9 protein-coding genes are annotated in these 12,215 nt (G+C 72.7%); 4 read left to right on the forward strand and 5 right to left on the reverse strand.

Features of this window, described 5'->3' with window-relative positions; translation table 11 throughout:
• The first annotated feature begins 242 nt into the window (after positions 1–242).
• Positions 243–881, forward strand: a complete 639-nt coding sequence (locus IE239_RS25745; protein ID WP_190151767.1) for a nucleoside/nucleotide kinase family protein — start codon at positions 243–245, stop codon at positions 879–881.
• 21 nt (positions 882–902) lie between these two features.
• The gene (locus IE239_RS25750; protein ID WP_190151768.1) at positions 903–1,175 is read left to right on the forward strand and encodes a hypothetical protein; all 273 of its coding nucleotides are present in this window, start codon (positions 903–905) and stop codon (positions 1,173–1,175) included.
• On the opposite strand, the gene IE239_RS25755 is transcribed toward IE239_RS25750, so the two are convergent.
• The 5 genes from IE239_RS25755 to IE239_RS25775 form a co-directional block, all read right to left on the reverse strand.
• Positions 1,165–2,997 (reverse strand): hypothetical protein, encoded by a 1,833-nt coding sequence (locus IE239_RS25755; protein WP_190151838.1) that lies wholly within the window; start codon positions 2,995–2,997, stop codon positions 1,165–1,167. The two genes, IE239_RS25750 and IE239_RS25755, sit on opposite strands and share 11 nt — an antisense overlap.
• Before the next feature lie 415 nt (positions 2,998–3,412).
• The gene (locus tag IE239_RS25760; RefSeq protein WP_190151769.1) at positions 3,413–4,315 is read right to left on the reverse strand and encodes a carbohydrate ABC transporter permease; all 903 of its coding nucleotides are present in this window, start codon (positions 4,313–4,315) and stop codon (positions 3,413–3,415) included.
• The gene (locus IE239_RS25765; RefSeq protein WP_190151770.1) at positions 4,312–5,226 is read right to left on the reverse strand and encodes a carbohydrate ABC transporter permease; all 915 of its coding nucleotides are present in this window, start codon (positions 5,224–5,226) and stop codon (positions 4,312–4,314) included. The genes IE239_RS25760 and IE239_RS25765 overlap by 4 nt, the downstream gene beginning before the upstream one ends.
• A gap of 117 nt (positions 5,227–5,343) precedes the next feature.
• Positions 5,344–6,675, reverse strand: a complete 1,332-nt coding sequence (locus IE239_RS25770) for an ABC transporter substrate-binding protein (protein ID WP_190151839.1) — start codon at positions 6,673–6,675, stop codon at positions 5,344–5,346.
• Between the two features lie 274 nt (positions 6,676–6,949).
• On the reverse strand, positions 6,950–8,083 hold the full coding sequence (locus IE239_RS25775) for an ROK family transcriptional regulator (RefSeq protein WP_373308145.1): 1,134 nt from the start codon (positions 8,081–8,083) through the stop codon (positions 6,950–6,952).
• A 320-nt stretch (positions 8,084–8,403) separates the two neighbouring features.
• Here IE239_RS25775 and IE239_RS25780 point away from each other — a divergent pair, with 320 nt between their 5' ends.
• A complete protein-coding gene (locus IE239_RS25780; protein WP_190151771.1) occupies positions 8,404–9,312 on the forward strand; it encodes an N-acetylglucosamine kinase in 909 nt (302 codons plus the stop codon).
• A 201-nt stretch (positions 9,313–9,513) separates the two neighbouring features.
• On the forward strand, positions 9,514–11,430 hold the full coding sequence (locus IE239_RS25785) for a phosphatase PAP2 family protein (RefSeq protein WP_190151772.1): 1,917 nt from the start codon (positions 9,514–9,516) through the stop codon (positions 11,428–11,430).
• The last annotated feature ends 785 nt before the right edge of the window (positions 11,431–12,215 follow it).

Consider the following 12,215-nt stretch of genomic DNA (forward strand, 5'->3'; position numbering starts at 1 on the left):
GATCGGCCCCCTCAACGGTGTGGCGCGCGCCACATCTTGGCGGGTTCACTCGTGCGGGAACGAGTGGTGCCCATGCACGATGTCGTCGGCGCGGGCGACGAGGACGGTGTCGAGGGAGCCCTTCGGCGGACGGCGTCGGCGCGGCGGGTGGTCGGGGCGCCGCTCGGCGTCTCGTCGTCGGGCAACGGCCGTCGTCCTCTGCGCGCGTGTCTCCCTTCCGGGAGACTGCGACACTCTGCTGTGTGCTGACTTTCGATGATCTGCTGTGCCGGGCCCGTTCCCTCGCCCAGGGAGGCGGGCGCGCGCTGCTCGGGATCGCCGGCAGTCCCGGCGCGGGCAAGACGACCCTGGCGCGGCGTCTGGTGCGGGAGCTGAACGGCACGGGCGAACCCTGGGCCGCGCAGGTGCCGATGGACGGGTTCCACCTCGCCGACGCCGAGCTCGACCGGCTCGGCCGCCGGGACCGCAAGGGCGCGCCGGACACGTTCGACGCGGCAGGCTACGCGGCGTTGCTGCGGCGGCTGCGGGACGAGGCGGACGGCGACGACATCGTGTACGCGCCGGGCTTCGAGCGGGAGCTGGAGCAGCCGCTCGCGGGGGCCGTGCCCGTCCCGCCGGCAGTCCGGCTGGTCGTCACGGAGGGCAACTATCTGCTGCTGGACACGGGCCCGTGGCGCCGAGTGCGGGCCGCGCTGGACGAGGTGTGGTTCTGCGAGGGCGACGAGGACGAGCGGGTGCGCCGACTGGTCGCCCGGCACGAGGAGTTCGGCAAGGCGCACGAGGAGGCGGTGGCCTGGGTGCGCAGGAGCGATCAGCGCAATGCCGAACTGGTGGCGGCGACGCGGGAGCGGGCCGATCTGGTGGTGCCGCTGCCGCTGTGAGTCCCGGCCGCGCCGACGTCGGTGCCGCGTGCCGCCTTCGGGACCGGCAACGACGCGCGCCGAGGCGAGGAGCCGGATCTGCCGCTGACCGGCGTGGTCGCGGCGGGGAACTTGTTGTGCGACGTCCGCGCGTGTCCGCCGCCGGAGGACGAGCACGGCCCGACGGACCACCGACGCGGCCTGGGCGTGCTGGAGCGGCGGTTCGGTCCGTCCCTCTCCCCCGCCTTCCTCCAGGACGCCCGGCTGCCCGCGTACGCGGCGCGGGGCACGCCGCGGATGGCGCTCAGCGGCTGACGGCGCGCAGCGTCAGCTCGGGCTCGCCGTGCGCGTCGGCCGGACCGAGGACGGCGGTGAAGGCGTCCGTGCGCACGGTCAGCCCCTCCTCGCCCCACTCCGCCGACGCCGCGAACGGCTCCTCGGCGCCGTAGCCGACCACGAACACGTGCAGGTCGTCCGGCGCGTCCGCGATCGGGCCGGCCTCCAGCGCCGTCGAGCTGACCAGGTGGCGCCAGCCCTCGTCCGGGTCGCCGTAGCCACGGGGGTCGGCGGCGAGGGCGAAGGCGGCCTGCTCCTGGGTGAGTTCGGCGCGGGCGTCGAAGTGGTCCGGGCCCGTCGCCGCGGGGTGCGTCAGGCGCAGGGCGCCGGGCGAGGAGACGGCGACCCGTGCCGTGCGGCGGACCCGGTCGCCGTCGTCCTCGGCGTAGGGCAGGCCGGCCAGCAGGTACGGAGTGCCCTCGAGGCGTTCCACGGCGACCGTCGTCCACAGGGTCGTGCCGTCGGTGACGTACAAGGAGCGCACGGACCGCAGGACGTGGTCGCGGCCGACGACCGGCTTGGTGACGAGCTTGGCGGTCAGGCCGTCGGCGCGGACGTCGCGGACGCGGACCGCGCCCATCGGGCGGCACAGCAGGAAGCCGTCGGCGACCGGGCCGAAGCCGTGCTGCCGGTTGACGGCGGCGGCCAGGCAGTACGTCCCGCCCGCCTCGACGACCGCCGGGGTCATCCGGTCGTCGAAGGCCACCGAGACGGCGCCGGCGCGCAGTTGGTGGCGTGCCGCGCGCGGGGACGGCTCGCGGTGCCAGCGCGCGGTGTCCTGGATCTGCCACACCAGCATCCACGCGAAGTGCCCGTCGACCCCGCCGTCCGCCTGGACGGCGTGCCGGGCCCAGCGGCTGTCGCCCCGGTAGCGGCCCAGGTCCGCGCCGATCCGGGCGCCGAAGTAGCGCAGGCCCAGCACCGACTCGAAGGCCGAGTGCTGCTCGCTGTAGCGGGGTCCGCCGTTGTCGAAGCCGCCGCCGGTGAGGCGGGCGTCGATGTAGCGGGCGAGGGCGTCGCCGTCCTCGGCGAACATCTCCTCGCCGCTGATCCGGTGCGCCTGGGCGAGGAAGGACAGGGAGATGGGGCCGTAGTTGTTGTCGTAGGCGCCGCCGTGCTCGGGCGGCAGCAGGGCGCCCCGGTCGCGCACCCGGTGGGCGCGGATCTCGTCGGCGTAGAGCGCGAGGGCCCGCGCGCGGACCGGCTCCGCCGCCTCCGTCGGGAGATGACGGGCCAGCATCAGTCCGCCCACCACGCAGCCGATCGCCTGGTTGCCGGCCTCCTGCGGGTTGAAGAAGGTCGCCTCGGTCAGCCAGCGCCAGTAGCCGCTGGCCGTCTCCAGCAGTTCGGCCCGCTGCGCGTCGTCGACCAGGCCGTCCGCCATGTCCAGGACGTTGACGGCATGCAGCAGCGCCCACACGGTGCTCGGCCAGTCACCGACGGGGTGGGCGCCCGCCTCGAGGACGTACCGGGCGTACGGGAGCCCCGAGCCGCGCACCCTCAGGTTGGGGTAACCGGGGTTGTCCTCCCGGTAGACCCGTTCGCGCAGATGGAAGGCGAGGCTGCGGCGCACCGCGTCGGACAGGCGCGGGTCGTCGGTGCGCCGCCACGCCAGGGCCAGCAGGGAGGTGACGCCGAGGGAGGTGTCGCCGATGTCGTCGTCGCAGTCGGGGTGCTCGAGGTTCCCCTCCGGCGTCAGCCGTCGCAGGGCCTGCTCGGTGACGTCGGCGAGGACGGCGTCGTACGCCTCGGGGGTGTCGGGCAGGTCGTGCAGCGGGCCGCGCTGATGCGTGAGGTGCACGGGAGGGGACGTGAGGTGCACGGAGATCCAGCCCTTCATGCGTGAGATGGCCTTGGCGTGGTCGTCGGGGTCACACGGCGGGTGCGGGCCGGCGGGCGCGCGGTGCGGGGGTCAGGGTGTGCGGGCCGTGTCCGCCGAGATGGACGCGGTCCTTCCCGGTATTCGCGTCGGTACCGCCCACCGCGGTGTGGTCCTGCGCCGGGTGTGGGCCGTCGTGGCGGCGACGGCCCGACTGCTGCCGTGCGGGGCCGAGTCCGGGGAACGGTACGCCGCGACCGGGGTCCTCACCCGGCGGGCCGGAGCGCGGCCGTTCGCACCGGCGGGTTCCTCGTCCGGGCCGGCCGGCGGCGGGACGGCCGGCCGGCGGCGCGGGCCACCGCGCCGCCGGCCGCGTGGTCGAGCGCGGTGGACACGGTCAGTCCTTCAGGCCGGCGTTGATGTCGGCGCCCATGACGTAGCGCTGGAAGACCAGGAAGACGGCGATCAGGGGGATCATGGAGATGACCGATGCGCCGAGCAGTACCGACCAGTTGATGTTCTGCGCGCCGACGATGCTCTGGATGCCGATCTGCACGGTGAACTTCTCGGGGTCGTTGAGCATCAGAAGCGGCCAGATGTAGTCGTTCCACCGCCACTGGAAGGACAGGATGGCGAGGGTCAGCATGATCGGCCGGGAGATCGGCACCATGATCCGCAAGAAGATCGACAGTTCGCGGGCGCCGTCGATGCGCGCGGCCTCGACGAGTTCGTCGGGGACCGTCAGGAAGAACTGGCGGAACATGAAGCATCCGGTCGCGGTGAGCACGGCCGGGAGGATGATGCCGGCGAACGAGTTGAAGAGGCCGAGGTTGCGGACCACCAGGAACTCCGGGGCGAGCATGACCTCGCCCGGCAGCATCGTGGTGGCCAGGATGCAGACGAAGAACGCCTTGAGCCATCGGTTGTCGTACTTGGCCAGCGCGTACCCGGTGCAGCAGCTGACTCCCACCGTGAGGACCGTCGTGATCACGCACACGAGGGCCGTGTTGAGGAAGTACTGGGAGAAGTTGGCGCTGCGCCACGCCGTGACGTAGCCCGACAGGGTGGGGTTGTGCGGGACCAGGGTCAGCGGATAGGAGAACAGCTCGCTGGCCGGCTTGAGGGAGCTGAGGATGAACCACAGCACCGGCAGCCCGTACAGGCACGCCAGGATCCACAGCAGTGTCGTCGCGGGCACCGCCCGCCGGAGCCCGCCGGAGCCCGCCTTGCGGGTGCCCTTCTTGGAGGCGGCGCGTCCGGGACCGGCGTCGACCGGGCGGGGCATGTCTGTGGTTGTCATCGGTTCTCCACCCGCCGGTTGACGAAGAGCTGGACGATCGCGACGGCCATCAGGATGAGCATGAGCACGAACGACGCGGCGCTCGCGTAGCCGATCTGGCCCCGTTTGAAGCCGGTCTCGTAGATGTACTGGACGAGCAGGTTGTTCGACGTTCCGGGTCCGCCGTTGTTGAGGGCGACGAACACCGGATACTCCTTCATCGCGTTGATCGTGTTGAGCAGGATCACGATGAACGAGGTGGGCGCGATGCTCGGCAGCGTGATGCTGAAGAACTGGCGCCACGGACCGGCGCCGTCGAGCGAGGCCGCCTCGTAGTACGACACCGGAACGTTCTTGATCGCCGCGATGAACAGCAGCATCGAGAAGCCCGTCCAGGTCCAGGACGCCGCCATCACCACCACGAGCAACGACAGGTCCGCGTTCGACTGCCACGGAACGGCACTTCCGCCGAGCTTCTCGATGACGTAGTTGACCAGTCCGAAGTTCTCACCGAACAGCCAGCGCCACAGGACGCCGACGACGATGGGCGACAGGAGCCACGGGACGAAGAAGACGACGCGGGCGACCGACGAGCCCTTGGCGTGCTTGCTGACCAGCAGGTTGGCGATGAGCAGCGAGGCCGCGAAGTTCAGCGGCACGAAGAGCACGGCGTACAGCAGCGTCCGGGTCAGCGCGCTGTAGAAGGCGGAGTCCCCGATCAGGTGGTGGTAGTTGTCCAGCCCGACGAACTGGAACACTCCCACGCCCGTGTAGTTCGTGAAGGAGTAGACGAGCCCGATCGCCGCCGGCCAGACGAAGAACAGCGAGAAGAGCACGACATTGGCCGCGATGAGGACGAACGGCGCGAAGACGTAGGTGCTGCGTCGTCTCCTGGGCGGGCTCACGGACACGTCCGGGGCGCGTTTGGTCATCTTCCTGACTCCGTGCTGGTGGGAGGGATCTGTGTGGGCTCACGCCATGAGCCCGGCATCTCGTGGGAGCCCAGGGCCGGGCGGCGGCGGTGTCTCGCCGCCGCCCGGCCCTGTGGCCTACGATCCGCCGCCGACCTGCTGGTTGTAGCCGGCCACGATGTTCTCCAGGGCCTTGTCGGCCGACTGCTGGCCGTTGATCGCCTTGCCGAGCTCCGTCTTGGTCGGGTCCTCGGTGAGGCTCTTGCCCTTCAGCACCCAGTCGGTCTGAGCGCCGTTGAAGTAGCCGGAGATCGGGGCGTAGAGCGGGATCTCCTCGTTGTACAGCTTGAACGCCGCCTGCGCCGCCTCGGAGGTGAAGGGGTACTTCGGGTTCAGGCCGCTCTCGACCGGCAGGAAGCCGGACGTCTCGCACAGCACGCGGTAGTGGTCCGGCTCGTACAGCCAGGACATGAACTTGGTCGCGGCGGTGGCCGCCTCGCCGTTGTTGTTGAAGCCGACCATCATGCCGCCGGCGTTGACGTCGGAGGCCTGCACCGGCTGGGCGGGAGTCGGGACGCTCGCCCACTCGAACTTCTTGATGCTCTCGGCGAAGGAGGCGACCTGCCACACGCCGGACCAGTAGGCGACCACGTCACCGCTCTGGAACATGGCCGACGGGTCGGCGCCGCTGGTCCACACCGACTTCGGCATGGTCTTGTCGTCGTTGAGTCCGACGAAGTAGTTCACGGCCTTCTTGGTCGCGTCGTCGACCGAGAACTTGCCGGAGGAGTCCGCGTGGACGTACTTCCCGCCCATCTCGTACACCATGGCGCGCAGCCGGGACGGCGACTGGTCGAAGGTGAGGGAGTACTTGACGCCGGTCTTCTCGCGGACCGTGTTCGCCGCCTTGATGAAGTCGGTCCAGGTCCAGGTCTTGTCGGGCGAGGCCGGGAGGGCGACGCCGGCCTTCTTGAACAGCGTCTTGTTGACGAACAGGCCGGACGCGGTGACGTCCGAGGGGATGGCCAGGACCTTGCCGGAGGAGTCCTTGGCGAGGAAGTTCGCGTTGATCTTGTTGGTCTTGTTGTCGGCGATGGACTTGAGGTCGAGCAGCTTGCCCGACCAGATCGGGTCCAGCGACGGCACGGCGGCCACGTCGGGCAGGGAGTTCGCCTGCGCGGCGTTCTTCAGCTTCGTCGTGTAGCCGTCGTAGGGGATGTTGACGAGCTTGACGTCGACGCCGGCATCCTTCTTGTACTGCGCCACCAGCTTCTTCCAGCCCGCGTCCTGGCCCGGAACCGTGGAGATCCAGAACGTCAGCGACTTGGAGTCACCGCCGGAGGAGCCGGAACCCGACCCGCAGGCGGAGAGCAGAAGGGCACCTGCCGTGGCCACGGCAGCAAGGGGAACCACCCGGCGTATAACGCCGCGGCCGAGTCGGCGGGAGCGCCGCACACCCACACTGGTCATCTTCGATCCCATTTCGTCTTAGGGGACGGAGCACGGCGCCGAACGAGGCGGCACGGGTGCATTTTGCAGGAGATTCGCTTTCGGGGGCGCGGCCTCGCCCGGCCGCGTCGCCTCTGCGGGTGCGTTCCCCGGCCTGCGGGCCGTCACCGTACGAGTACGCCCTCGTGCGGCTGCCGTACCTCGTCGGGTACGGGCGGGACGCTCACCCCAAGCCGGTGTCCCGACCGACTTAGAAAGCGCTTGTCCGGACATTGGCAGACCGAGTCGGAGGCCGTCAATCCTTAGCCCGCGCTGCCTGGGTCACGGTTTGGACTCCCCGGGCGACCGCGAGCCGCGCCGCGCCGGCGACGGTGCCGGCGTCCCCGACCGTGCTGCTGACCACCTCGGTGGGCCAGCTCAGCCGCGCGAGTTCGGCCCGCACCCCGGGCAGGAGCTGGGGATCCGCGCCGGTGCTGCCCCCCAGCACGATCAGTCCGGGGTCCAGCACGGCGGTCACGGCGGCGGCGAGGCGGCCGACGTCCACGGCATGCCGGGCGACCACGGCACGGGCCGTCTCCGCGCCCTGCCCGGCGAGGGCGAAGAGCCGTTCGGTGGTGCGCGGGCACGGGCCGTCGGAGGCCTGCCAGGCCGCGCCGGCCCGGCGCAGCAGGGAGCGCGCGCCGATGTACTCCTCCAGGGCCTCCTGGCGGGGCTCACGGCCGTCGTCCCAGGGGTAGGGCAGCCGCGCCAGCTCTCCGGCGGCTCCGTTCGAGCCGCGCAGCACCTGTCCCCCGACGACGATGCCGAGACCGATGCCGACGCCGATCCGCAGGTAGCCGAAGGTGTGGCGGCCCCGGGCGGCGCCCTCGTGCAGTTCCGCGAGCGCGGCGCAGTTGACGTTGTTCTCCAGATGGACCGGGACGCCGGGCGGCAGCGCGACGGCCATGGCGTCGAAGACCGGCCCCGCCTTGGCGGTGGCGGGGCGCATGCCGCTTCCCTGCCGGTCGGGCGCGAGGACGTCGCCGACGGCGACGACGATGGAGCGCAGCGGAACGCCCGCGGGCAGCGCGGCGAGCGCCTCGCGCACGGCGTCGGCGGCGTCCTCACGGGAGGCCGCGGCCTCGGCGAGCAGGGCGCCGTCCAGCGCGCAGCCCCTGACCCGGGTGAGGGCGGGGCCGAGATCGACGGCGAGCACGGCGCCGGCGGCCGGGCCCAGGCAGTAGACGGCTGCGGAGCGGCCGGTGCCGCTGGAGGCGGTGCCCGAGTGCGCGGCCAGCCGGGCGCCCTCCAGCTCCGCCACCGCGGAGGACACCGTCGGCTTGGACAGCCCCGCCAGACTCGCGAGCTGCGGCCGGGTGGCGCTGCCCGCCTGGGCCAGTACCGCGAACACGGCGCTCGCGCTCTCGGTCAGGCGGGAGGCTTCCACCACGTCGAGTTCCACAGATTCCCCCACACGGGTACAGGGCCGCGCACCCGGCCGACGGTCTCGGCGGAGTGCCGGCGATGGGATGGACCGACGTCGCGCGTTCCCGCTCCGGCGGCCGCAGAAGGCTGCCCGGTGGTCGAGTGCGCGATTCCTCTTGACGCACTGTACTTCGTTAGTTAACTTCCTAACGAACTTCACGGTATATGCCTGCCGTGCTTCGCCAGAAGCCCGTCCCGGGGCTTCCCTAGTTCATCAAGTCACTCTCGTGTGGTCACGGTTCGCCCGCCGTCGCAGCTTTCCAGCGCATCGACGAAAGAGGATCCGTGCAGGACTCTCCCCCTTCGGGCCCCCTCGTGGTCGGCGTCGACGTGGGCGGCACCAAGACGCATCTGCGCGCTGTCGCGGGCGATGTCGTCGTGGTCGACCACGTACGCGCCACCCACGGGTGGCGGCCGCACGAACCGGCCGCCGCGGCACGCCGGCTGGCCGGTCTCGTCCGCGAGACCCTTCCCCCGGACGCGCTCCCGTCGGCCCTGGCCGTGGGGGCGCACGCCTGTGAGACGCCCCTGCAGTGCGCGCGGATAAGGGTCGCGCTGCAGGAACTGCTCGGGGTGCCCACGCACGTCGTGGGCGACGCCGAGCTGCTCGTTCCGGCCGCGGGCCTGGACAAAGGCGTCGGCCTGGTGGCCGGCACCGGCTCGGTGGCGGTGGGCAGGATGCCCGACGGCGCCGTCGTCCAGGTGGGCGGCTGGGGCGCGGTCCTCGGCGACGAGGGCGGCGGCGCCGGCCTGGTCCGCGAGGCGGCCCGGGCCGTGTGGGCCGCGCACGACCGGGGTGAGGAACCCGACGCCCTCGCGCGCGGTCTGCTCGCCTCGTTCGGCGTGCCCGAGGTCCCGGCGCTCGGCGCGGCGCTGGAGAGCGCCACGGACGTCTCCGCCGAGTGGGGCCGCCACGCACCCGTCGTCTTCACGGCCGCCGCCGAGGGCTCGGCGCTCGCCGACGCCGTGATCGCCGAGGCCGCGCAGGCCCTCGCCGCGCTCGTCGTCCGGCTCGCCACGCGCGGGGTCCCCGTCGACGACGTGGTCGTGGCGGGCGGCACCGTCCTCGGCCGGCCCGCGCTGTACGAGGCGTTCACCGCCGCACTCTCCGCCGTCCTGCCGGGAGCGCGGCCCAGGCCGCTGACCGCGGCGCCGGTCGAGGGCGCGGTGGCGCTGGCCCGTTCGCTTCTGTGAGCCGCCGGAGCCGCCGGGCTCACGTTCACCTCCGCGACACGCGCCGGTCGCCGGACCCTCGCGGACCGGACACAGCACGGCCGTAGATCTTCGCTCAGACGCGTCATCCGGCTCAGGAGCCGTCAAAAAGCCCACGAGCCGCACACGATCGCACCTCTTCCCTCTGGCCCCCGGGCCGAAGAACTCAAGAGAGGCACACCCATGCCGTCATCCGCCGGGCTCCCCACCCCCTCGGCTGTGAACCGCAGGCGCTTTCTGAAGACCTCCCTCGGAGGGTCGGCGGCCGTCGTCGCCGCCCCGACGCTGGTCTCATGGCTGGGGGCCGCCGACGCCAAGGCCGCCACCGCCGCGCTCCCGTTCGTCGACGACTACAAGACGAACGTCATGGCCAACCTCACGCCCGAGACGAACGCCGTGGTGCGCGTCCTCGGCGGGTTCGCCCGCGTGTGGAAGACCGGCTCGGCCTGGAACACCGGCGCACCGCTGCGCCCGGAGATCCTGCGCGCCAACATGCGCTACTGCGCCGCGGTCACCCGGGCGCGCACCGAGGCGCAGGGCAAGGAGGCCTTCGTCTACGACCGTCAGCACCAGAGCTACGCGATGATCGGCGGCCTGGGCCCGCTGGCGGATCTGTACCGGACCGGCGCCAAGGCAGTCACCTCGATCACCCGCGCACCGGACACCACCCCCGCCACGAAGATCGACGACGCCGTGCCCGCCGACGCGCCCGCCGGCTCCGCGCTCGGCGCGGGCTCGTACACCTCCGACCTCGGCCTCGTCGCCAAGCTCGTGGACACCGTGCGCGGCCCCTACGCCTCGGGCAACCCGGGCAAGTACGCGTACCAGTACCCGCGGCCGTGGCGGATGAACGAGAACAGCCAGGTCGTCGACACCGGAAAGACCGACGCGCTCGGCTTCCCGGTCTACGACTCCCAGGTGGTCGTGGTCCCTCAGCTGCTGCGCCAGCGCAGCAGCTCCCCCACCGACGACGGCGGTTTCCCCAGCGGGCACACGAACGCCTTCCACCTGGCGGCGCTGGCGTACGCATACGCCGTCCCCGAGCGGTTCCAGGAGCTGGTGACGCGCGCCCTGCAGCTCAGCCACACCCGGATCGTCTCCGGCATGCACTCCACCGTCGACGTCATCGGCGGCCGTGTCATGGCCACCGCGCTGGCCGCCGCCACGCTCGCCGACCCGGCCAACGCCGAACTGAAGGCGGCCGCCCGCGCCCAGGCCCTGGACTACTTCACCCGGAAGACCGGCACGACCCCCGACACCCTGTTCGGCTACGCGCACTCCGACGCCGAGGACGAGTACGCCGACCGCGAGGCCAACGCCCGCGCCGTCGAGCCCCGGCTGACCTACGTCCTGCCGCGGGAGGGCCGCAAGGAGCCCCTGTCGGTGCCCAAGGGCGCCGAGGTGCTGCTGGAGACGCGGCAGCCCTACCTCACCGCGGCCCAGCGCCGCGACGTGCTGCGCACGACGGCGCTGCCCTCCGGCTACGTCCTGCTGGACGGCTTCGAGCAGTGGGGCCGGCTCGACCTCTTCGCGGCGGCAGACGGCTACGGAGCCTTCGACTGCGACGTCACGGTCACCCTGGACGCGGCCAGGGGCGGCTTCCACGCGGCCGACGCCTGGCGCAACGACATCGAGGGCGAGGGCGGTCTGACCAAGCGCGGCTCCGGCACGCTGACCCTGACCGGCCACAACCGCTACCACGGGGGCACCGTGCTGGAGGCGGGCGTGCTCGTCGCCGGACACCCGAACGCGCTCGGCCAGGGCGACGTGCGGCTGACCGGCGGCACGCTGCGCGCGGGAGCGCCGGTGCGGGTGCGCGGCGCGTGGGCCCAGGGGGCGGGCGCGGTGCTGGACCTGACGCTGCGCGAACACCACGGGCCCGTCCTCACGGTGTCCGGGCGGGTGCGGCTCGACCGGGGCTCGGTGCTGTCGCTGCGCCTGGACGAGGAGCGGCCCCCCGCGGCGGGGACGGTCGTCCCGGTGATCGGCGCATCGGCGTTGCGCGGTCAGTTCGACCGGGTCGAGCTGAACTCCGACCGTCTGCGTGCGGTGCCCGTGTACACGGCAGCGGGTCTGTCGGTACGACTTCTGAAGCGGTAACACCCCGCGGGTCGGGAGCCGACGCGGGGGCCCGGGCGACCCCTGCGGCCCCTGCGTCTCGCTCCCCTCTCGCACACCTCGTCCGTCCCGCGTCCGTCCCTCGTCCGTCCCGCACTGCGACCGCGGGACGGACGAGGGCGGGCGCGTGTTGCGGGCGGACCGAACACCCCGGCGCGGGGGCGGCACCGCCCGCACCGGGGCCGCCCGCAACTGCTCGTCGCCGTTCCCGGCGGTCGTCCTGCCGGCCCGCACGGCCTTCGCGAGGTTCACCGTCTCGGCGGAGCAGGCGCCGGCCGGCGACGAGCCCGCGCACGTCGCCGCCGCGGCCGAGCATCCGCACGAGCACCGGGTGCGCCACACCCCGGAGCGGCCCCGCTCGGCAAGCGCGTCGTGGCCTCCGGCGTCGCCTTCGCCCGCCCGCACGTGCGCAGCCCCCGCACCGGCGCCCAGGAGGACGCGGGCCGACATCCTCCGTGCGGGTCCGGCGGCGATCCCCGGCGGCCGACGCCGGGGGCCTGACTGCCGGTGTTCGCGACGACCCCGCTGTCCGGCGTGGCGGTGCCCGCCTTCGCCCGCGGCCCGGTCGGCCCCGCCGCGGCCCTGAGGGCGCTCGCCCTCTACACCCTGTCCCTCGGCGTCGTCGCCCGCGGCTCGCCGTCGACGCCGGACGTGCCCGCTTCCCGCTGCCCGCTTCCTCGATGCGTCGGTGCGTCGGTGCGTCGGTGTGCGAGGGCGCACGGGCCGCCGGTCGGGTCGGACTCCGCCGCCGCACCACGGCGAGGGGA

Source organism: Streptomyces humidus (assembly GCF_014649655.1).
Lineage (GTDB): Bacteria > Actinomycetota > Actinomycetes > Streptomycetales > Streptomycetaceae > Streptomyces > Streptomyces humidus.

Coding starts and splice junctions, on each gene's coding strand:
- IE239_RS25760 (WP_190151769.1), bottom strand. CDS start 4,315: ATGACAACCACAGACATGCCCCGCCCGGTCGACGCCGGTCCCGGACGC.
- IE239_RS25765 (WP_190151770.1), bottom strand. CDS start 5,226: ATGACCAAACGCGCCCCGGACGTGTCCGTGAGCCCGCCCAGGAGACGA.
- IE239_RS25770 (WP_190151839.1), bottom strand. CDS start 6,675: ATGACCAGTGTGGGTGTGCGGCGCTCCCGCCGACTCGGCCGCGGCGTT.
- IE239_RS25785 (WP_190151772.1), top strand. CDS start 9,514: ATGCCGTCATCCGCCGGGCTCCCCACCCCCTCGGCTGTGAACCGCAGG.